At 64.9% G+C, this 19554-nt stretch carries 23 protein-coding genes; 10 read left to right on the forward strand and 13 right to left on the reverse strand.

Going from position 1 to position 19554, the window contains the following annotated elements; all coding sequences use genetic code 11:
- Positions 1–205: 205 nt before the first annotated feature.
- From ACIQUI_RS22165 to ACIQUI_RS22180, 4 genes are all read left to right on the forward strand, one after another.
- Positions 206–448, forward strand: a complete 243-nt coding sequence (locus ACIQUI_RS22165) for an exodeoxyribonuclease VII small subunit (protein WP_003255380.1) — start codon at positions 206–208, stop codon at positions 446–448.
- Positions 445–1332, forward strand: coding sequence for a (2E,6E)-farnesyl diphosphate synthase (ispA, locus tag ACIQUI_RS22170; RefSeq protein WP_403202738.1), 888 nt, complete (start codon positions 445–447; stop codon positions 1330–1332). The genes ACIQUI_RS22165 and ispA overlap by 4 nt, the downstream gene beginning before the upstream one ends.
- 203 nt (positions 1333–1535) lie before the next feature.
- Entirely contained in the window at positions 1536–3431 is a 1896-nt protein-coding gene (dxs, locus tag ACIQUI_RS22175) for a 1-deoxy-D-xylulose-5-phosphate synthase (protein WP_403202740.1), read from the forward strand.
- 122 nt (positions 3432–3553) lie between these two features.
- Complete coding sequence (locus tag ACIQUI_RS22180; RefSeq protein WP_403202742.1) at positions 3554–5425, forward strand: TonB-dependent receptor domain-containing protein; 1872 nt, start codon at positions 3554–3556, stop codon at positions 5423–5425.
- On the opposite strand, the gene ACIQUI_RS22185 is transcribed toward ACIQUI_RS22180, so the two are convergent.
- The 12 genes from ACIQUI_RS22185 to nrdR form a co-directional block, all read right to left on the reverse strand.
- Entirely contained in the window at positions 5403–6215 is an 813-nt protein-coding gene (locus tag ACIQUI_RS22185; protein WP_403202744.1) for a cobalamin-binding protein, read from the reverse strand. The genes ACIQUI_RS22180 and ACIQUI_RS22185 overlap by 23 nt on opposite strands.
- A complete protein-coding gene (locus tag ACIQUI_RS22190) occupies positions 6215–6634 on the reverse strand; it encodes an MFS transporter (protein ID WP_403202746.1) in 420 nt (139 codons plus the stop codon). Before ACIQUI_RS22190 ends, ACIQUI_RS22185 begins: the two co-directional genes overlap by 1 nt.
- Positions 6631–7248: a GTP cyclohydrolase II gene (gene ribA, locus ACIQUI_RS22195; protein ID WP_012270291.1), complete on the reverse strand. Its 618-nt coding sequence runs from the start codon at positions 7246–7248 to the stop codon at positions 6631–6633. The genes ACIQUI_RS22190 and ribA overlap by 4 nt, the downstream gene beginning before the upstream one ends.
- A gap of 263 nt (positions 7249–7511) precedes the next feature.
- Positions 7512–8255 carry a substrate-binding periplasmic protein gene (locus tag ACIQUI_RS22200; RefSeq protein ID WP_403202748.1) on the reverse strand — a complete coding sequence of 248 codons (744 nt, stop codon included), beginning with the start codon at positions 8253–8255 and terminating at the stop codon, positions 7512–7514.
- A 15-nt stretch (positions 8256–8270) separates the two neighbouring features.
- Positions 8271–8774, reverse strand: a complete 504-nt coding sequence (locus ACIQUI_RS22205; RefSeq protein WP_003255391.1) for a phosphatidylglycerophosphatase A — start codon at positions 8772–8774, stop codon at positions 8271–8273.
- Complete coding sequence (gene thiL, locus ACIQUI_RS22210) at positions 8771–9739, reverse strand: thiamine-phosphate kinase (RefSeq protein ID WP_403202749.1); 969 nt, start codon at positions 9737–9739, stop codon at positions 8771–8773. The genes ACIQUI_RS22205 and thiL overlap by 4 nt, the downstream gene beginning before the upstream one ends.
- Positions 9740–9757: 18 nt before the next feature.
- Entirely contained in the window at positions 9758–10258 is a 501-nt protein-coding gene (nusB, locus tag ACIQUI_RS22215; protein WP_003255393.1) for a transcription antitermination factor NusB, read from the reverse strand.
- The gene (gene ribE / locus ACIQUI_RS22220) at positions 10255–10731 is read right to left on the reverse strand and encodes a 6,7-dimethyl-8-ribityllumazine synthase (protein WP_391131027.1); all 477 of its coding nucleotides are present in this window, start codon (positions 10729–10731) and stop codon (positions 10255–10257) included. The genes nusB and ribE overlap by 4 nt, the downstream gene beginning before the upstream one ends.
- A gap of 91 nt (positions 10732–10822) precedes the next feature.
- Positions 10823–11914: a bifunctional 3,4-dihydroxy-2-butanone-4-phosphate synthase/GTP cyclohydrolase II gene (gene ribBA / locus ACIQUI_RS22225; RefSeq protein WP_403202750.1), complete on the reverse strand. Its 1092-nt coding sequence runs from the start codon at positions 11912–11914 to the stop codon at positions 10823–10825.
- An 18-nt stretch (positions 11915–11932) separates the two neighbouring features.
- The gene (locus ACIQUI_RS22230; RefSeq protein WP_003255399.1) at positions 11933–12598 is read right to left on the reverse strand and encodes a riboflavin synthase; all 666 of its coding nucleotides are present in this window, start codon (positions 12596–12598) and stop codon (positions 11933–11935) included.
- Positions 12599–12640: 42 nt separating this feature from the next.
- A complete protein-coding gene (gene ribD, locus ACIQUI_RS22235) occupies positions 12641–13771 on the reverse strand; it encodes a bifunctional diaminohydroxyphosphoribosylaminopyrimidine deaminase/5-amino-6-(5-phosphoribosylamino)uracil reductase RibD (protein ID WP_403202752.1) in 1131 nt (376 codons plus the stop codon).
- A gap of 2 nt (positions 13772–13773) precedes the next feature.
- Complete coding sequence (gene nrdR, locus ACIQUI_RS22240; RefSeq protein ID WP_009685710.1) at positions 13774–14238, reverse strand: transcriptional regulator NrdR; 465 nt, start codon at positions 14236–14238, stop codon at positions 13774–13776.
- A gap of 106 nt (positions 14239–14344) precedes the next feature.
- On the opposite strand from nrdR, the gene ACIQUI_RS22245 reads away from it, so the two are divergent.
- From ACIQUI_RS22245 to trxA, 3 genes are read left to right on the forward strand one after another with little or no spacing between them, the layout of a single operon-like run.
- Positions 14345–14797 (forward strand): YbaY family lipoprotein, encoded by a 453-nt coding sequence (locus tag ACIQUI_RS22245; RefSeq protein WP_403202754.1) that lies wholly within the window; start codon positions 14345–14347, stop codon positions 14795–14797.
- A complete protein-coding gene (locus ACIQUI_RS22250; protein ID WP_403202756.1) occupies positions 14798–15457 on the forward strand; it encodes a class I SAM-dependent methyltransferase in 660 nt (219 codons plus the stop codon).
- A 31-nt stretch (positions 15458–15488) separates the two neighbouring features.
- Positions 15489–16361 carry a thioredoxin gene (gene trxA / locus ACIQUI_RS22255; RefSeq protein WP_403202758.1) on the forward strand — a complete coding sequence of 291 codons (873 nt, stop codon included), beginning with the start codon at positions 15489–15491 and terminating at the stop codon, positions 16359–16361.
- 135 nt (positions 16362–16496) lie between these two features.
- Here the strand turns inward: trxA and ACIQUI_RS22260 are convergent, their stop codons facing one another.
- Entirely contained in the window at positions 16497–16841 is a 345-nt protein-coding gene (locus ACIQUI_RS22260) for a hypothetical protein (RefSeq protein WP_403202760.1), read from the reverse strand.
- A gap of 130 nt (positions 16842–16971) precedes the next feature.
- On the opposite strand from ACIQUI_RS22260, the gene ACIQUI_RS22265 reads away from it, so the two are divergent.
- From ACIQUI_RS22265 to ACIQUI_RS22275, 3 genes are read left to right on the forward strand one after another with little or no spacing between them, the layout of a single operon-like run.
- On the forward strand, positions 16972–17547 hold the full coding sequence (locus ACIQUI_RS22265) for a DUF2796 domain-containing protein (RefSeq protein WP_391131050.1): 576 nt from the start codon (positions 16972–16974) through the stop codon (positions 17545–17547).
- The gene (locus ACIQUI_RS22270; protein WP_403202762.1) at positions 17548–18258 is read left to right on the forward strand and encodes an ABC transporter ATP-binding protein; all 711 of its coding nucleotides are present in this window, start codon (positions 17548–17550) and stop codon (positions 18256–18258) included. It abuts the gene before it with no gap.
- Positions 18258–19523, forward strand: a complete 1266-nt coding sequence (locus tag ACIQUI_RS22275) for an ABC transporter permease (RefSeq protein ID WP_403202764.1) — start codon at positions 18258–18260, stop codon at positions 19521–19523. The genes ACIQUI_RS22270 and ACIQUI_RS22275 overlap by 1 nt, the downstream gene beginning before the upstream one ends.
- Positions 19524–19554: the final 31 nt, after the last annotated feature.

Genomic DNA, 19554 nt, shown 5'->3' on the forward strand with positions numbered 1-19554 from the left:
GGGTGGGGCGATGTCTCCCACGGTCTGTACTGCTGTGAACAGTCAGAATCGGCTTTTTCGTCCCACCACCCCTTCAAGTATCACCATACAAGCGGGTTTACCCGCGAAAGGGCCCTTGAAACCAACCCCAATGCCCCTGAAGTTTGCTCCCCCCGCCCCGCTCTGCTAGTGTCGCGCCGTTCTGAATGCCACCGAGACAGTCGCCATGGCCCGCAAAAAAGCCTCCCTCGATTTCGAGCAATCCCTCGCAGACCTGCAAGCACTGGTCGAGCGCCTGGAGAACGGCGAGTTGTCGCTGGAAGAGTCGCTGGCCGCCTTCGAGCAAGGCATCGCCCTGACCCGTGATTGCCAGGGCGCCCTGGCCCAGGCCGAACAGAAAGTGCAAATCCTGCTGGAGCGTGATGGTGAGCTGGCTGCCCAGCCCTTCGACGCGGAGCCGGAAGCATGATCGGCACCTACCAGGCCAGTTGCCAGGCGCGGGTCGACGCCGCCCTCGAACCGCTGTTCGTCGCCCCGACCAAAGAGCTGCAACGCCTTTACGCCGCCATGCGCTACAGCGTGATGAACGGCGGCAAGCGTGTACGCCCATTGCTGGCCTATGCGGCGTGCGAGGCCTTGGGTGCCCCGGCCGAACAAGCCAACGGTGCGGCCTGTGCGGTCGAGTTGATCCACGCTTATTCGCTGGTGCATGACGACCTGCCGGCCATGGACGACGACGACTTGCGTCGCGGCCAGCCGACTACCCACAAAGCGTTCGATGAGGCCTGCGCCATCCTTGCTGGCGACGGCCTGCAAAGCCTGGCCTTCAGCGCCCTGCTTGACCCACGCCTGAGCCCACAGGCCGACAGCATTCGCCTGGCCATGGTCCAGGCCTTGGCCAAAGCTGCCGGCCCGGCCGGTATGGTTGGCGGCCAGGCGATCGACCTGGGCTCGGTAGGCGTGAAGCTGGACCAGCAGGCGTTGGAGTTCATGCACCGGCACAAGACTGGCGCGTTGATCGAAGCCAGCGTGCGCCTCGGTGCCCTGGCCAGCGCCCGTGCCGAACAGGCGCAGCTGGATGCCTTGCAGGTGTATGCACAGGCCATCGGCCTGGCATTCCAGGTGCAGGACGACATCCTCGACGTGGAAAGCGACACCGCTACCCTGGGCAAACGCCAGGGTGCTGACATAGCGCGTGACAAACCGACCTACCCGGCACTGCTTGGGCTGGAAGCGGCCAAGGCCTATGCCAGCGAACTGCGCGACCAGGCGCTGGTCGCACTGGATGGGTTCGGCGAAAAGGCCGAACCGCTGCGGGCGTTGGCGCGCTACATCGTCGAACGCCGCAACTGATTTGATTGGGGCCGCTGTGCGGCCCTTCGCGGGCATGCCCGCTCCCACAAGGACCTCACCGCTCTCGAGCCCTGTACCTGTGGGAGCGGGCGTGCCCGCGAAGGGCTGCGCCGCAGCCCCAATGCGACACCCGTCTGAATGGGCAGTATTTCCTACAATGGGGTAAACTGCCGCGTCTTCACACACCTATAACGACTCGCCTGATGCCCACGACGTTTCAAGAGATCCCCCGCGAACGCCCGGTCACGCCGTTGCTCGACCGCGCTGACACGCCCGCTGGCCTGCGCCGGCTGGCCGAAGCCGACCTGGAGACCCTGGCCGACGAACTGCGCCAGGAACTGCTCTACACCGTGGGTCAGACCGGTGGGCATTTTGGTGCCGGCCTGGGCGTAATCGAGCTGACTATCGCCTTGCACTACGTGTTCGACACCCCGGACGACCGGCTGGTGTGGGACGTGGGCCATCAGGCCTACCCGCACAAGATCCTCACCGGGCGCCGTAACCGTATGCTCAGCCTGCGCCAGAAAGACGGCATCGCCGCCTTCCCGCGCCGCAGCGAGAGCGAGTACGACACCTTTGGCGTCGGCCACTCCAGCACATCGATCAGCGCCGCGCTGGGCATGGCCATTGCCGCCCGCCTGCAAAACAGCGCCCGCAAGTCGATCGCGGTAATCGGTGATGGCGCGCTGACTGCCGGCATGGCCTTCGAGGCGTTGAACCACGCCCAGGAAGTCAACGCCGACATGCTGGTGATCCTCAACGACAACGACATGTCGATTTCGCGCAATGTCGGCGGCCTGTCCAACTACCTGGCCAAGATCCTCTCCAGCCGCACCTACGCGAGCATGCGCGAAGGCAGCAAGAAAGTGCTGTCGCGCCTGCCGGGCGCCTGGGAAATCGCCCGCCGCACCGAAGAGTACGCCAAGGGCATGCTGGTGCCGGGTACGCTGTTCGAAGAGCTGGGCTGGAACTACATCGGCCCGATCGACGGCCACGATCTGCCGACCATGATCGCCACCCTGCGCAACATGCGTGACCTGAAGGGCCCGCAGTTCCTGCACGTGGTGACCAAGAAAGGCAAGGGCTTCGCCCCGGCCGAGGTCGACCCGATCGGCTACCACGCCATCACCAAGCTGGAGCCGGCCGACAAGCCTGCCGCGCCGAAGAAAGCCAGCGGGCCGAAGTATTCCGCCGTGTTCGGCCAGTGGCTGTGCGACATGGCCGCCGCCGACAACCGCCTGGTGGGTATTACCCCGGCGATGAAGGAAGGTTCGGACCTGGTCGACTTCAGCGAGCGCTACCCGGAGCGTTACTTCGACGTGGCCATTGCCGAGCAGCATGCCGTGACCCTGGCGGCCGGCATGGCCTGCGAAGGCAGCAAGCCGGTGGTGGCCATCTACTCCACGTTCCTGCAACGCGCCTATGACCAGCTGATCCACGATGTGGCAGTGCAGAACCTCGACGTACTGTTCGCCATCGACCGCGCCGGCCTGGTCGGCGAAGACGGCCCGACCCACGCGGGCAGCTACGATCTGTCGTACCTGCGCTGCATCCCGGGCATGCTGGTGATGACACCGAGCGACGAGAACGAGCTGCGCAAGATGCTCAGCACCGGCCACCTCTACAACGGCCCGGCAGCCGTGCGCTACCCGCGTGGCACCGGCCCGAATGCGCCGATCAGCGGCGACCTGGAGCCACTGGAAATCGGCAAGGGCGTGGTTCGCCGCCAAGGCGAGAAAGTCGCCCTGCTGGTGTTTGGCGTGCAACTGGCCGAGGCCATGCAGGTTGCCGAGCAGATCAATGCCACGGTGGTCGACATGCGGTTCGTCAAACCATTGGACGAAGCGTTGGTGCTGGAGCTGGCTGGCAGCCATGAGCTGCTGGTGACCATTGAAGAGAACGCCATCATGGGTGGCGCAGGCGCAGCGGTGGGTGAGTTCCTTGCCAGCCAGGCAGTGCTCAAGCCACTGCTGCACCTGGGCTTGCCTGATATTTATGTCGAGCATGCCAAGCCGGCGCAGATGCTGGCCGAGTGCGGGCTGGATGCAGCCGGGATCGAGGCTTCGGTGAAAGCCCGCATGGCCAGGCTCGGCCTGTAAATTTTGGGGCCGCCTTGCGGCCCATCGCGACACAAGGCCGCTCCTACACAGGAACGCGCATTCCTGTAGGAGCGGCCTTGTGTCGCGATCGAGGGCGCAGCCCTCGCAAAATGGTACTACTGATGAAATCCCCAGCCCTTGCCACCCTGCTCTGCCTCCCGCTGCCGCTGTTGGCCACTGAGCGTGACGACGCCCTCAAGCTCCCTGACGTACTGATCAGCGCCAGCCGCCAGGTCGAGTCGCGCACTGCCACCAGCGCCGCCAACACTGTCTTCACCCGCACCGACATCGACCGCCTGCAACCCACCAGCGTCACCGACCTGCTCGCCCGCGTACCCGGCGTACAGGTAGCGCCCACCGGCGGCCGCGGCAGCCTGCCCGGCATCTTCATCCGTGGCACCAAGGCGGCACAAAGCCTGGTGCTGGTCGATGGTGTACGCATTGCCAACGCCACCTCCGGCGACAGCGGCCTGCAATTTCTCGACGTTGACCAGATCGAACGGGTCGAAGTGCTGCGCGGCTCACGCTCGGCGGTGTATGGCAGCGACGCCATTGGCGGGGTGATCCAGATCTTCACCCGCCGCAGCAACGGCCCCGGTCTGCAGCCCCGCCTGCGCCTGGCAGCAGGCAGCAACCAGACGTTCCAGCGCAGCCTGGGGCTCTCTGGAGGTGATGGCCAAACCCGGTTCAACCTTGGCGCCAGCCTGGATGAAACCGCCGGTATCGACTCGACCGGGCCGTCATTCTCCAGCGATGGCGACCACGATGCCTATCGCAACAAGTCGCTGAACCTGAGCCTGAGCCATACCTTCGGCGAACGCTTCGAGGCCGGCCTGAACCTGCTCGACAGCCGCGGCCGCAGCGAGTACGACAACCCGTTCGGCGGTTTTGACCCGGTCACTTTCGAAAGCTTCGGGCAAAAGCCCTACACCGATTTCAGCGTCAGCAGCCTGGGCAGCTACTTCGATGCCCAGCTCACCGATACCTGGCACTCGCGACTGGAACTGGCCCACAGCGAAAACCGCGACGACAAGCGCGACAAGCTCAGCGCCGAACGTTTTGTGTTCAACACCTACCGCGATCAGGTCACCTGGCAGAACGACCTGGCACTGGCCGAGCATCACAGCCTGCTGCTTGGTGGCGACTGGTATGAAGACCGCGTGCACGCCAGCACCGACTTCACCGAGGACAGCCGCTGGAACCGCGCCGTCTTCGCCCAGCATCGTTACCAAGGCGAGCAGTTTTCCACCGAGGTGGGCGTGCGACATGACCGTAACCAGCAATTCGGCGGCCAGACCACCTGGAGCGGCAGCCTGACTGTGCCGTTGAATGCGCAGAACGACGTGCTGCTGTCCTACAGCGAAGGCTTTCGGGCCCCCACCTTCAATGACCTGTATTACCCCCTGTTCAGCAACCCGGAGCTGAACCCCGAGCACTCCAGAAGCTACGAGTTGCAATGGCGCAGCCAGTTGGCCACGGACAGCCGCCTGGAAACTTCGCTGTACCGCACCGACCTGCGCGACGCAATCGTGTTCGGCCAGGACTCGATACCTCGTAACGTCGCCTCGGCGCGTATCAACGGCTTCGAGATGGCCTTGGCGCAACAATGGGGCGCATGGCGCAGCCAACTGGGCCTGGCAATGATCGACCCGCGTGACCGCGACAGCGGGCACACCCTCGCCCGCCGTGCCCGCCGCACATTGAGCCTGGACCTGGACCGTGAACTGGGGCGCTTCAGCGTGGGCGCCAGCTGGCAAGCGGTCAGCGCCAGCTATGACGACGAAGCCAACCGCAACCGCATCGGCGGTTACGGCGTGCTTGGCTTGCGCGGTGGCTGGGCAGCCACGGATGAGCTGAAACTGGAAGCAAAGCTGGATAACCTCCTGGACCGCTCCTACAGCCGCGCCCTGTACAGCTACGAAGGCGCCTACCAGCCCTACCGCGAAGAAGGCCGCACGCTGCTGTTCAGCGTCACCTGGACACCGGCGCTTTAGCCGCGAGCAACGCGCACAAGCGGGCGGTGGCTTCGATCATCTGCCCGCTGGGCCGTTCAAGCCCCTTGTCGGGCACCACCAGCAAGCGGCCATCGGCAACCGCACGCAGTTGCGGCCAGGCCTTCCAGCTCGCGAGCTGGGCCTGATCGCCAGCCAGGATGACCTGCGGGTTGCGCAGCAACACTGACTCCACATTCACTTGCGGTGCCGGTTGGCTGAGGTCGCCGAACACATTGCGCGCCCCGCACACGGCCAAGGCAGCGCTTACCACCTGCCGGCCACCCAAGGTATACAAGGGTCGGTCCCAAACCTGATAGAACACCTGCAATGGCTCATCGCGCCGATACTGCTGGCGTAGCTGCCCCAGCCGCTCCCGCAGGGCCTGGGCGTATTGATGCCCCTGCCCGGCCCGGCCGACACGCACGGCGATGGCTTCGATCTGCGCGATCAACTGGTCGAGGTCGTGGGGTTCTGCGCTGAAGGTAGCGATGCCCAGGCGCTTGAGCTGGTCACGCTGGGCGGGTGGTACGCTGCCAGGCCACAGCAGCAACAGGTCGGGGCGCAGGCTTAGCAGGCGCTCCATGTCCAGTTGCCCTTGGCGCCCGACCGAGGGCAGGTCGCGCAGCGCCGTTGGCCGTTCGCCGCCATCGAGCACACCCACCAGCAGGTCATCGGCCTGCAGTTCGAGCATGATTTCGGTCATCGAAGGCGCGAGGCTGACGACCCGCAACGGGTCGGCAGCCAGTGCGGAGCAGGCGATCACAGCCAACAGGCCAGGCAGCAGGCGCATCAGCCGAGCTGGCGGGGAATACGGTAGAGGTACAGCACCACGACGGTGGACAGCGCCAGCAGGATCTGCGGCACCGCCTCCAGGCCGACCAGCACCGACAGCGCAGCGACCCACGCCGGGAAGCACGCATAAAGCATCGCCATGCGCCGGACCCGTGCCAGTTCGATCCAGGCGGCGGGCTCTTCAGCGCTGCCCAGCACCTTGGAGGTAGCGATCAACGCCCGCTTGTAGGCACCGAAGCGCGGCAGGCTGAGGAACATGGTCGCCGCGCCAGCGATGAACAGAGGCATGGCCAGCACCGGGATCAATGCGTCGCCACCACCAAAGGCCCAGGCCATGACCGGAAGCGGAACCAGGCCTACCGCCAGGTATTGCCACCAGGCCAGTGCCAGGCGCCGCTTGACCTGGGCGCGGGTCACGCCTGCGGCGCCTCGCCCTGGTGTTCGTTGCCGAGCATGTGGCCCAGTTTGCCGGCCTTGGTCGCCAGGTAGTAGCGGTTGTGCGGGTTGTGACCGGTGTGCAGCGGCACACGTTCGGCAACCACGATGTTCATGTCGGTCAGGGCTTTGACCTTGCGCGGATTGTTGGTCATCAGGCGCAGCGATTTCACACCCAGGTGCTCCAGCATCGGCAGGCACATGGCGTAGTCACGCTGGTCGGCAGCAAAGCCCAGGCGCTCGTTGGCCTCGACGGTATCGGCGCCACCATCCTGCAGCTCGTAGGCGCGGATCTTGTTCAACAGGCCAATGCCACGGCCTTCCTGACGCAGGTACAGCAATACGCCACGGCCTTCACGGGCGATGGCCTGCAGCGCGGCTTCCAGCTGCGAACCGCAGTCGCAGCGCTGGCTGAACAGGGCATCACCGGTCAGGCACTCGGAGTGCAGGCGCCCCAGCACCGGCTGGCCGTCCGCGATGTCACCCAGGCTGAGCACCACGTGCTCACGGCCAGTGGCTTCGTCGAGAAAGCCATGCATGGTGAAGGTCGCGAAGGGAGTCGGGAGTTTAGAGGCGGCAACAAAGACGACGGGCACGTTGTGCTCCTGGATAAGTAGGAATTTTCTCTGAGCCGATTGTATCAGCCGGTTGCAGGCTGTGGGCGGGCTGAATACGGTGGCTTAAGATCGAAAAGTTCGATACTTAGTTGAGATCATTGCTCGCTCTGAGCCCTGCACAGATCCCTGTGGGAGCGGGCGCGCCCGCGAATACCGGCGTAGCCGGTGCCATCCATCGCGGTGGATTCTTCGCGGGCACGCCCGCTCCCACAAAGTCCCCGTCTAGTCATCAAACGCGTTACTTAATGTGGCTTGCTGTCTGCGCTGAACGGATACGGCTGCTTCCAATGCTCGAAAATCGGCTTCAGCTCGCCACTGCGCACCAGTTCGGCCATGCGTTTGTCGAACAGGTCGCTCAGGGCCTTGGCCTCGTCGTTACGGGAAAAGGCCAGGTACAGCGGCAGCTCGGCCACATGCGTACGGCGGAAGCGCTCTGGCTGGGTGCTCTGGCCGAGCACGTAGTCGACCTCGGTCAGCGCATCGATATAGAAGTCCACCCGGTCATGCTCAAGCATCGGCAAAATGCCTTCGCGCCGCTGGACTTCCCGGAAGTCATGCACATTGGGCAGGTAGCTGCCGTAGTCATAGCCGCGCACCCAGGCCAGGCGATACTTGCCCACATTCTCCGGGGTGGGCACTGGCTTGCTGGCCAGCCCCAAGGCGTAGATATGGTCCATGTCGAAGTGCCAACGCGGGTACAGGTTGTCTTCGTTCTCGTCCTTGTACGAGCCGACCCAGGCATCCGCCTCGCCCCGTTTCACCAACCCGACTGCCCGGCTGTAGGGCGCACTCTGGGTCACCACCTTGACCCCGGCCGGCTCGAACACCTTGCGCAGTACGTCCCAGGCCACCCCGGTACCGTCGGCGTTGGTATAGTCGAGCCACTCTTCACTGACCAGATGAATCTGCTTCGGCACACCGTCAGCAGCTGCCACCCAGGGTGCAACGCTCAACAGCATTGCCAGCAGCAAAGTCCTTATGGCCATTCACGCGCTCCTTGTTCAGGCAACCGCCCACACCAGAACCTGCATGCCCAGCCAGGCAAACACGCCGGCCAGGATATCGTCGAGCATGATGCCGACGCCCCCGTGCACATGGCGGTCGATCCAGCGGATCGGCCACGGCTTGAGGATGTCGAAGAAGCGGAACATCAGGAACCCCGCCAGCAACCACTGCCAGCCTTCCGGCACCAGCCAGAGGGTGATCCACATGCCGACAATCTCGTCCCAGACAATGCCTTCATGATCGTGTACGCGCAAGTCATTGGCGACTTTGCCGCACAACCAGAAGCCAAACAGCATGCTGACGCCGAGCAACAGCCAGTAACCCCAGTCGGGCAGCATCTGCCACAACGGGATGAACGGTATCGCCACCAGCGAGCCCCAGGTACCCGGGGCCTTGGGCAAGGTGCCGGAACCAAAGCCGAACGCGATGAAGTGCCACGGGTTGCGCCAGACCGAAGGCGGAACGAACTCCGCAGGCACCTGATTGGGGTGATCGGTCACGGTGTCTCCCTAAAGTGTTGATAGCCCCGCTGAACGGGGGTGATGTCCTGGCCCTGCGCGTCGCGCAAGGTCACGCCCTGCCCTTCGAGCACACGGCCAATGGTATGGACCTCGATGAAACCCAGGTCAGCCAACGGCGCAAGCGCCTCAGGCGCCAGGGTGAAGGCCAGTACGTAATCGTCGCCACCAGCAAGGGCGGCCTGCACTGCCGCTTCACGCCCGAGGAATGCCTCTACAGCAGGAGACACTGGCACCTGGGCCAGGTTCACCTCCAGCGCCACGCCGGACGCCTTGGCGATGTGCCCGCAATCAGCGAGCAGGCCATCGGAGATATCCAGCGCCGCCGTGGCCCGGCCACGCAGCAGCGTGCCTAGTGTGAGCTGGGGCATTGGCGACCAGTAATGGGCCAGCAGCGGTTCGGCCTGCCCGGCAGGCGCCTCGCGTTCGCCCAACACCAGCGGCAGTGCGCCGGCCGCCTTGCCAAGCACACCACCGACGCACAACAGATCGCCCGGCCGAGCACCACTACGGCGCAATGCCTGGCCTGCTGGCACGCGGCCGAACACGGTAATGGTGATACTCAGCGGGCCCCCGGTGGTGTCCCCGCCGATCAGGCTCATGCGGCAACGGTGGGCCATGCGGCTGAGGCCGTCGGCATAGGCCGCCAGCCAGTCGGGGCCGACGTCAGGCAGGGTCAAGGCGAGGGTGAAGCCGATCGCGGTCGCGCCCATGGCGGCCAGGTCACTGGCGGCCACGGCCAACGAACGCTGGCCAAGCAGCAGCGGGTCGCAAACAGCGGGAAAATGCACCCCGGCCACCAGGGTGTCAGTCGACACCGCCAGTTGCTCACCGGGAGGCAGCTGCAGCAGGGCGCAGTCGTCGCCGATCCCCAGGGCCACGCCCTCGCCGCCCTGCGCACAGGGCGCGGCGGCGAAGTAATGGTTGATCAGCTCGAACTCACCCATGGGCAGCTAGCGCCGGAATCAGCGCTTGTTCGCCTTGACTTCTGCTTCACGCAGGGCCGGGGCGAGCTTGTCCAGCACACCGTTGACGAACTTGTGGCCATCGGTGGCACCGAAGACCTTGGCCAGCTCCACACCTTCGTTGATCACAACGCGGTACGGCACATCGACGCGTTTGATCAGCTCCCAGGTGGACAGGCGCAGCACGGCCAGTTCGACCGGGTCGAGCTCTTCCAGTGCGATGGTCATGCAAGGCACCAGCGCCTTGTCGATTTCGCCCTTGATTGCCGGAACCCCATGCAGGATCTCGCGGAAATAGGCACCGTCGACATCGGTGAAATCGTTATCGACCCGGAACTGCGCTTCGATCTCGTTCAGCGAATGCTGCGCCATGTGCCACTGGTAGAGGGCCTGGGTCGCGAGCTTGCGGGCTTCGCGGCGCTTGGCGCTCTTCGAGGGCTTGCCGGCATCCGCAGGTTTTGGATCGCGCGGGTTGAAACGATCGCTTTCGTCGCTAATCACTTGGCCTCCAACTGCGCCAGCAGGCTGACCATTTCCAGAGCGGACAGGGCAGCTTCACCGCCTTTGTTGCCAGCCTTGGTGCCGGAACGCTCGATGGCTTGCTCGATGGAGTCGACGGTCAGTACGCCGAACGCCACCGGAACACCGAACTCCATGGACACCTGGGCCAGGCCCTTGGTGCATTCGCCTGCCACGTATTCAAAGTGCGGGGTACCACCACGGATCACGGCGCCCAGGGCGATGATCGCGTCGTAGGCGCCTTGCTGGGCGACTTTCTGTGCTACCAGCGGGATTTCAAAGGCGCCCGGGGCACGGATGATGGTGATGTCGCTTTCGCTGACACCGTGGCGCACCAGGGTATCAACGGCACCGCTTACCAGGCTTTCGACAACGAAGCTGTTGAAGCGGCCAACCACCAAAGCATAGCGACCTTTGGGGGCGATGAAGGTACCTTCGATGGTCTTCAGGGTCATTCCGATATTCTCATCTTCAAGAGCGAGGCCGCATACAAGCGGCCTCGACAGGGGTCTGGACTCGAGCAGAGGGCGTCAATGCCGCCTCAAGTCACTCGGAGGGCACGTATTCTACAACTTCCAGATCGAATCCGGATATCGCGTTGAACTTCATCGGCGAACTCATCAGGCGCATCTTGCGCACACCGATGTCACGCAGGATCTGCGAACCGGCACCCACGGTGCTGTAGGTGGTCGGTGCCTTGGCCGGTGCATCGCCCGCGCTTTCACGGATATGCGCCAGCAGCACATCGCCGTCCAGCGGGTGACCCAGCAGCAATACCACGCCGCTGCCGGCCTCGGCTACGGCGGCCATGGCCGCACGCAGGCTCCAGCGGCCGGGTTGCTTGACCAGCAGCAGGTCGCGCAGCGGGTCCATGTTGTGCACACGTACCAGGGTCGGCTCTTCGGCGCAGATCTTGCCCAGGGTCAGGGCCATGTGCACGTCGCCTTCCACCGCGTCGCGGTAGGTGACCAGGTTGAATTCACCCAGCTCACTTTCCACCGGCTGCTCGGAAACGCGCTGCACGGTGCGCTCGTGGATCATGCGGTAGTGGATCAGGTCGGCGATGGTGCCGATCTTCAGGCCGTGCTCGGCGGCAAACACTTCCAGCTCGGCGCGGCGCGACATGGTGCCGTCGTCGTTCATCACTTCGCAGATCACGCCGCTTGGCTCGAAACCGGCCATGCGCGCCAGGTCGCAGGCAGCTTCGGTGTGGCCGGCACGGGCCAGGGTACCGCCGGGCTGGGCCATCAGCGGGAAGATATGGCCGGGGCTGACGATGTCATCAGCCTTGGCATCCTTGGCAGCCGCAGCCTGCACGGTGCGGGCGCGGTCAGCGGCGGAAATGCCGGTGGTGACGCCTTCGGCGGCTTCGATCGACACAGTGAACTTGGTGCCGAAGCCCGAGCCGTTGCGCGGCGCCATCAGCGGCAGCTTCAGCGTTTCGCAACGCTCGCGAGTCATCGGCATGCAGATCAGGCCGCGGGCGTGCTTGGCCATGAAGTTGATGTGTTCAGGCAGGCAGCACTCGGCTGCCATGATGATGTCGCCTTCGTTTTCGCGGTCTTCGTCATCCATGAGGATGACCATTTTGCCCTGGCGGATGTCTTCGACCAGTTCTTCGATGCTGTTGAGCGCCACGCGGCACCCCCTTCTCAATCAGGATTTCAAGAAGCCGTTGGCGGCCAGGAAGCTTTCGGTAATGCCACTGCCCTTGCTCGGTTCAGCGGCCTTGTCACCCAGCAGCAAGCGCTCCAGGTAACGGGCCAGCAGGTCGACCTCAAGGTTTACCCGACGCCCTGCGCGGTAGTCGGCCATGATGGTTTCGGACAGGGTGTGCGGGACAATGGTCAGCTCGAACTCGGCGCCATTGACCTCATTGACCGTCAGGCTGGTGCCGTCGACGGTGATCGAACCCTTGTGGGCGATGTACTTGGCCAGTTCCTTGGGTGCACGCACCCGGAACTGGATGGCGCGGGCGTTATCGCTGCGCGAGATGATTTCGCCGACACCGTCGACATGGCCGCTGACCAGGTGGCCACCCAGGCGGGTGGTAGGGGTCAGGGCCTTTTCCAGGTTGACCTTGCTGCCGCTCTTGAGGTCGATGAAGGCGGTGCGCTTGAGGGTTTCGACGCTGACGTCGGCCCAGAAACCGTCGCCCGGCAGTTCGACGGCGGTCAGGCACACACCGTTGACGGCAATGCTGTCGCCGAGCTTGACGTCACCCAGGTCGAGCTTGCCGGTTTCGACGTAGACGCGCACGTCGCCACCCTTGGGGGTGAGGCTGCGGATAGTGCCGATGGATTCGATGATGCCGGTGAACATGGGGTCTTCCTCAAAAACGGTTTGCGCAAGGCAAGCCCGGCATTATACGCCGGGCGCCGGCAGGGGGATGGCTGTGACCCGCCAGTCATCGCCCACTGCGCGCATTTCGGTAATTTTCAGCCGCGGTGCTTCGCTCATCTTGTCCAGCGGCCAGTCCAGCAACGGGCGGGCGTTGGAGCCGAGGAAGGTGCCGGCGACGAACAGCTGGTACTCGTCGACCAAGCCGTGCCGGGCGAAGGCGCCGACCAGGCCGGCACCGGCTTCCAGCAGGATTTCGTTGACGCCGCGGGCTGCCAGGGCTTGCAGCAGCGCTGGCAAGTCGACCTGGCCATTGTCGCCCGGCAGGCTGAGCAGCTCGTGGCCGGCAGCGGCATAGCCCGGGTCATCTGCGACAGCGGTCACCACCAGTGCCGGGCCGGCCTGGAAGAACGGCGCATCCAGGGGCAGGCGCAAACGGCCATCGACCAGCACACGCAAGGGGGTGCGGCTGAGTGCCAATGTGGTGGTTTCGGCATCCAGGCCCAGTTCGTCGCCACGTACGGTCATGCGTGCATTGTCGGCCAGCACGCTCGCAGCACTGGTGAGCACCACGCTGGAGCGGGCGCGCAGGCGTTGCACCGCCGAACGGGCAGCCGGGCCGGTGATCCACTGGCTTTCGCCACTGGCCATGGCGGTGCGGCCATCCAGGCTCATGGCCAGTTTGGCGCGCACGAACGGCAGGCCATGTTCCATGCGCTTGAGAAAGCCCGGGTTGAGCGCCCGCGCCTCGGCTTCGAGCACGCCACTGGCCACTTCGATGCCAGCCTCGGCCAAACGCCGCAGCCCCTGCCCCGCCACTTGCGGATTGGGGTCCTGCATCGCGGCGACCACCCGCGCCACACCGGCCTTGACCAGTGCTTCTGCACACGGCGGCGTGCGCCCGTGGTGGCTGCACGGTTCAAGGGTGACGTAGGCGCAGGCGCCGCGTGCCCGTTCACCGGCCTGGCGCAAGGCATGCACTTCGGCATGCGGCTCGCCCGCACGCACGTGCCAGCCTTCGCCGACCACTTCGCCATCGCGCACGATCACGCAGCCTACGCGGGGGTTGGGGTGAGTGGTGTACAGGCCCTTGCGCGCCAACTCCAGCGCGCGGGCCATGTAGTGGGCATCAAGGATGGCGGCTTGGCTGGGCATGTTCACTCTTTAGCCGGCTCACGGGCCAGGCGGTCGATTTCTTCGCGGAACTCGTCCAGGTCCTGGAAGCGCCGGTACACCGAGGCAAAGCGGATATAGGCCACTTCATCGAGCTTGCGCAGCTCGGCCATGACCATTTCACCCACCACCAGCGATTTCACTTCGCGCTCACCCGTGGCGCGCAGTCGGCTTTTGATGTGCGCCAGCGCCGCTTCCAGGCGCTCGACACTGACCGGGCGTTTTTCCAGGGCCCGTTGCATGCCGGCGCGCAGCTTGTCTTCGTCGAAGGGCTGGCGTGTGCCGTCCTGCTTGATCAGCCGCGGCAGCACCAGCTCGGCGGTTTCGAAGGTGGTGAAGCGCTCGCCACAGGCCACGCATTCGCGGCGGCGGCGCACCTGCTCGCCCTCGGCGACGAGGCGAGAGTCGATGACCTTGGTGTCGTTGGCACCGCAAAAGGGACAGTGCATGGTGGCAGGCAACAAAAAAAGGGAGGGCCATGGTAGCGCATTGCACTGGCAAGACAAGCCAAAGGGGTTAACATCCATGGGAAATCTGCCCGTGAAGGACTACCCCATGCACTACCGAGCGCTCGTCGTGCTGTGCTGCGCCGCCCTGCTCACCGCCTGCGGCAGCGACAGGCCGAAAACCGATACTCCCGCGGCGCCCGCGCCAACCCGCTCGGCCAAACCGGCCGAAGTCCTGGGCCCGCTGCCGGCCTACCAGCGCGAACTGAGCGGCACCTTGCTGGAAATCCCGGCCGGGGCCGACGTGGAACTGGCCTTGCTGGTGATCGACGAACGCGACCGCCCGCAACGCCTGCTGGCCAGCAGCAACCTGACCGGCACCGGCCAGGCCCTGCCCTACCACCTGCGCTTCAACCCCGAAGCCTTCCCGGCCGGCGCGCGGGTCGAGCTGCGTGGCCGCGCCAGCAGCTCCGGCCAGCTGATCATGCACCTGCCACCGGTGCGCATCACCCAGGCCCAGACCCAGGCCACCGGCCCGCTGCGTTTCGAGAAGGCGCCTTAAGTGGCGCCGCTTGCCCTGCAACAGGCCCTCAGCGGCCTGATCGGCGAAGCGCGGCTGGTGGTCAGCGAGCTTCCAGGCTGCAACCTGAAACTGTGGCTGATCGACGACCAGAACATGGACCGCGCCTTCAGCAGCGAAGAGACCCGGCGCATTCTTGAAGAACCGCCGTACTGGAGTTTTTGCTGGGCCAGTGGCCTGGCCATGGCCCGCTACCTGGCCGAGCGCCCGGAATGGGTGGCTGGCAAGCGCGTGCTGGACTTTGGCGCCGGCTCCGGTATCGCCGGCATTGCCGCCGCGCGCGCCGGTGCATTGGAGGTGGTGGCTTGCGACCTCGACCCACTGGCCCTTGATGCTTGCCGTGCCAATGCGGCACTCAACGGTGTAGAGCTGGGCTGCAGCAGCGATTTCTTCGCCGAAGCCGACCGCTTCGACCTGATCCTGGTAGCCGATGTGCTGTACGACCGCGCCAACCTGCCGCTGCTGGATGCCTTCCTCGGCCGTGGCCGCCAGGCACTGGTGGCCGACTCGCGGGTACGCGACTTCAGCCACCCGCTGTACCGGCAACTGGGTGTGCTCGAAGCGCTGACTTTGCCAGACTTGGCCGAGCCGCACGAATTCCGCCGGGTCAGCCTGTACCACGCCAGCCGCGACGCCTTATAGTGGTGCCATACATGAGTTTGCGAGAGTCGCGATGACCCAAGACACGCCTTACATTTTCGACGCTACCGACGCCACCTTCCAGCAACTGGTGATCGAGAACTCCTTCCACAAGCCGGTGCTGGTGGACTTCTGGGCCGAGTGGTGCGCGCCGTGCAAGGCACTGATGCCGCTGCTGGCGAAGATCGCCGAGGGTTACCAGGGCGAGCTGTTGCTGGCCAAGATCAACTGCGACGTGGAGCAGCAAGTGGTTGCCCAGTTCGGCATCCGCAGCCTGCCGACCGTGGTGCTGTTCAAGGACGGCCAGCCGGTGGACGGCTTTGCCGGTGCCCAGCCGGAGTCAGCGATCCGCGCCATGCTCGAGCCGCATGTGCAGATGCCTGCCGCCCCCACTGCATCGCCGCTGGACCAGGCCAAGGCGCTGTTTGCCGAAAGCCGCTTTGCCGAGGCCGAAGCGCTGTTGCAGGCGCTGCTGGGTGAAGACAACAGCAATGCCGAAGCGCTGATCCTGTATGCCCGCTGCCTGGCCGAGCGTGGTGAACTGGGCGAGGCCCAGGTGGTACTGGATGCGGTCAAGACCGATGAGCACAAGGCCGCGCTGGCCGGTGCCAAGGCCCAGCTTACTTTCCTGCGCCAGGCGGCCAGCCTGCCGGAAGTGGCGGACCTGAAAAGCCGCTTGGCGCAAAACCCGCAAGATGATGAAGCGGCTTACCAGCTGAGCATTCAGCAACTGGCGCGCCAGCAGTATGAAGCGGCGCTGGATGGGTTGTTGAAGCTGTTCCAGCGTAACCGTGGGTATGAGAACGGGCTGCCGCAGAAAGCGCTGCTGCAGGTGTTCGAGTTGCTGGGCGGTGATCACCCGCTGGTTGGGGTTTACCGTCGCAAGCTGTCGGCGGCGCTGTTCTAGCCCGAGGCATTGCGAGGGCTTCGCCCTCGTTCGCGGGCACGCCCGCTCCCACAGGATATCCACCGAATTCGGGGCTGGTGCATTACCTGTGGGAGCGGGCGCGCCCGCGAAGGGGCCAGAGCAGGCAATACAGGTTTATCCCACCCAGTGATAAACCGGCGCATCCACGCCACTTTCCACCTTCACATCACTGCTGTGCCGCAAGCGCACCAGCAGCCGCTTGCCCGCCGCCGTGCTCCCGGCCAGCCCTTCCAGCCGGTCCAGCAACTCCGGCCCGCTCATCTGCCCCGCCAGGCGCAATACACCACGCGCCGCGGTCCATTGCCCGTCATCCTGGCGCGGTGCCGCCACGGTTTGCGTTGCTGCGGCCTGCGCTACCACCGGTACGTCAATCTGCCGCCCCAGCTGCGCCCACTCTTCAGGCGCCAGCTCGATGGTCAGGTCGACCGGCCACTCACCAATCTGTCCACGAATCCTCATGATGCATTCCTTGAACCCAGGTCAATGCACCCATGCTACCGCAACATGAAACCTTCGCCACGCAGGCTGGCGGCATGTAGAAAAGCTGTTATAACATAACCCATCTTTCAGCCCGTCACCGGAGTCGTCCATGCGTCGTCTGCTGCTCGCCCTGCCCTTCGCCCTGCTGCCACTGGCCATGGCCCATGCTCATGATGACCATGATCACGACCACGCCCATGGCACCCTTGGCGCCCATGAGCATGGCGTGGCCAAGCTCAACGTGGTGCTCGATGGCAACACGCTGGAGCTGGAGCTGGACAGCCCGGCAATGAACCTGGTCGGCTTTGAACACGCCGCCAGCAGCGATGCCGACAAAGCCAAGGTCGCCGCCGTGCGCCAGCAGCTCGAACAACCGCTGAAGCTGTTCGGCCTTTCTGCTGCCGCCGGCTGCAAAGAGGACCAGCAGGAACTGGAAAGCCCGCTGTTCGGTGACGCCCCGAAAGCCGACGATGATGGCGACGAACATGAGCATGGCCACCAGCACAGCGACATCGGCGCCCACTACCAACTGACCTGCGCGAACCCCGACAAATTGGCGCAGGTGGACCTCGCACCGCTGTTCAAAGCCTTCCCGGCCACCCAGAAGATCAACGTGCAGCTGATCGGCCCCAATGGCCAGAAAGGCGTCGAAACCACGCCGGCCAAGGCCGCGGTCGCGTTCTGAATGAGCCAGCCGTTGATCGAACTGCATGACCTGGTGTTCGCCTGGCCAGGCCAGCCGCCGCTGCTGGATATTCCGGCCTTCCACCTGGACGCGGGTGAAGCCCTGTTCCTCAAGGGCCCCAGCGGGAGTGGCAAAACCACCTTGCTGGGCCTGCTGGGCGGCGTGAACGTGCCGGCCCAGGGTCGCATCCAGTTGCTCGGCCAGAACCTCGGCAGCCTGGGCCTGGGTGCCCGTGACCGCTTCCGGGTCGATCACACGGGTTACATCTTCCAGCAGTTCAACCTGCTGCCGTTTCTGTCGGTACGTGAAAACGTCGAGTTGCCCTGTCGCTTCTCGCGCAGCCGCAAGGCTCGCGCCGAGCAGCGTCATGGCAGCGTCGACCAGGCAGCCAGCCTGCTGCTGGCCCACCTGGGCCTGGACGACCCCGCCCTGCTCGCCCGCCGCGCCGATAGCCTGTCGATCGGCCAGCAGCAGCGGGTGGCCGCCGCCCGCGCACTGATCGGCCAGCCCGAGCTGGTCATTGCCGACGAACCGACCTCGGCCCTGGACGCCGATACCCGTGAAGCGTTCATCCGCCTGCTGTTCGATGAATGCCAGGCCGCCGGTGCCAGCCTGCTGTTCGTCAGCCATGACCAGAGCCTGGCGCCACTGTTCGACCGCCACCTTTCCCTGGCCGAACTCAACCGCGCCGCCAAGCCCCGGGAGGCCTGATGTACCTGCTCCGCCTTGCCCTGGCCAGCCTGGCCAACCGCCGTTTCACCGCTTTCCTCACCGCGTTTGCCATCGCCCTGTCGGTGTGCCTGCTGCTGGCCGTGGAGCGCGTTCGCACCGAAGCCCGCGCCAGCTTCGCCAGCACCATCAGCGGTACCGACCTGATCGTCGGCGCCCGCTCCGGCTCGGTGAACCTGCTGCTGTATTCGGTGTTTCGCATTGGCAACGCGACCAACAACATCCGCTGGGACAGCTTCCAGCACTATGCCCAGGACCCACGGGTGAAATGGGCGATCCCCATTTCGCTGGGCGACTCGCACCGTGGCTATCGGGTGATGGGGACTACCGCCGATTACTTCAGTCATTACCAGTACGGGCGCAAGCAACATCTGCAACTGAGCCAGGGCCGTGAATTCGCCAGCGACCCGTTCGAGGTGGTGCTCGGCGCTGAAGTGGCCGAGGCATTGCACTACAAGCTGGGTGACAAGCTGGTGCTGGCCCATGGCGTGGCGGCGATCAGCCTGGTCAAGCATGACGACAAGCCGTTCACCGTGGTGGGTGTGCTCAGGCGCACCGGCACACCGGTCGACCGCACCCTGCATATCAGCCTGGGCGGCATGGAGGCCATCCATATCGACTGGCACAACGGTGTGCCGGCCCGTGGCGCCGGGCGCATCAGTGCCGAGCAGGCCCGCACGATGGACCTGCAACCTGCCGCCATCACCGCCTTCATGCTGGGCCTGAACAACAAGATCGCGACGTTCAGCCTGCAGCGGGAGATCAACGAGTACCGCAGCGAGCCGTTACTGGCGATCCTGCCTGGGGTTGCACTGCAAGAACTGTGGAGCCTGATGGGCACTGCGGAACAGGCGTTGTTCGTGGTGTCCTTGTTCGTGGTGCTGACCGGCTTGATCGGCATGCTCACGGCGATTCTCACCAGCCTCAACGAGCGTCGGCGGGAGATGGCGATCTTGCGGTCGGTCGGCGCCAGGCCGTGGCATATTGCGGGGCTACTGGTGCTGGAAGCGCTGTCGCTGGCGGCGGTGGGGATCGTGGCCGGGCTGGGGTTGCTGTATGCCGGTATCGCCCTGGCACAGGGGTATGTGCAGGCCAACTATGGTTTGTACCTGCCACTGGCTCTGCCGAGCGCTCATGAATGGACATTGCTGGCTATCATCCTGGGGGCTGCGTTGCTGATGGGTAGCGTGCCGGCTTGGCGGGCCTACCGGCAGTCGCTGGCCGATGGCCTGTCCATACATCTCTGAGTGCCCCTGATGATCCAGTACCTCACTGCCT

It is taken from the genome of Pseudomonas sp. NPDC090592 (genome assembly GCF_044769185.1).
In the GTDB taxonomy this organism is placed as follows: domain Bacteria; phylum Pseudomonadota; class Gammaproteobacteria; order Pseudomonadales; family Pseudomonadaceae; genus Aquipseudomonas.

Coding starts and splice junctions, on each gene's coding strand:
- ACIQUI_RS22165 (WP_003255380.1), top strand. CDS start 206: ATGGCCCGCAAAAAAGCCTCCCTCGATTTCGAGCAATCCCTCGCAGAC.
- ispA (WP_403202738.1), top strand. CDS start 445: ATGATCGGCACCTACCAGGCCAGTTGCCAGGCGCGGGTCGACGCCGCC.
- dxs (WP_403202740.1), top strand. CDS start 1,536: ATGCCCACGACGTTTCAAGAGATCCCCCGCGAACGCCCGGTCACGCCG.
- ACIQUI_RS22180 (WP_403202742.1), top strand. CDS start 3,554: ATGAAATCCCCAGCCCTTGCCACCCTGCTCTGCCTCCCGCTGCCGCTG.
- ACIQUI_RS22185 (WP_403202744.1), bottom strand. CDS start 6,215: ATGCGCCTGCTGCCTGGCCTGTTGGCTGTGATCGCCTGCTCCGCACTG.
- ACIQUI_RS22200 (WP_403202748.1), bottom strand. CDS start 8,255: ATGGCCATAAGGACTTTGCTGCTGGCAATGCTGTTGAGCGTTGCACCC.
- thiL (WP_403202749.1), bottom strand. CDS start 9,739: ATGGGTGAGTTCGAGCTGATCAACCATTACTTCGCCGCCGCGCCCTGT.
- ribE (WP_391131027.1), bottom strand. CDS start 10,731: ATGACCCTGAAGACCATCGAAGGTACCTTCATCGCCCCCAAAGGTCGC.
- ACIQUI_RS22230 (WP_003255399.1), bottom strand. CDS start 12,598: ATGTTCACCGGCATCATCGAATCCATCGGCACTATCCGCAGCCTCACC.
- ribD (WP_403202752.1), bottom strand. CDS start 13,771: ATGCCCAGCCAAGCCGCCATCCTTGATGCCCACTACATGGCCCGCGCG.
- nrdR (WP_009685710.1), bottom strand. CDS start 14,238: ATGCACTGTCCCTTTTGCGGTGCCAACGACACCAAGGTCATCGACTCT.
- ACIQUI_RS22245 (WP_403202754.1), top strand. CDS start 14,345: ATGCACTACCGAGCGCTCGTCGTGCTGTGCTGCGCCGCCCTGCTCACC.
- trxA (WP_403202758.1), top strand. CDS start 15,489: ATGACCCAAGACACGCCTTACATTTTCGACGCTACCGACGCCACCTTC.
- ACIQUI_RS22260 (WP_403202760.1), bottom strand. CDS start 16,841: ATGAGGATTCGTGGACAGATTGGTGAGTGGCCGGTCGACCTGACCATC.
- ACIQUI_RS22265 (WP_391131050.1), top strand. CDS start 16,972: ATGCGTCGTCTGCTGCTCGCCCTGCCCTTCGCCCTGCTGCCACTGGCC.
- ACIQUI_RS22270 (WP_403202762.1), top strand. CDS start 17,548: ATGAGCCAGCCGTTGATCGAACTGCATGACCTGGTGTTCGCCTGGCCA.
- ACIQUI_RS22275 (WP_403202764.1), top strand. CDS start 18,258: ATGTACCTGCTCCGCCTTGCCCTGGCCAGCCTGGCCAACCGCCGTTTC.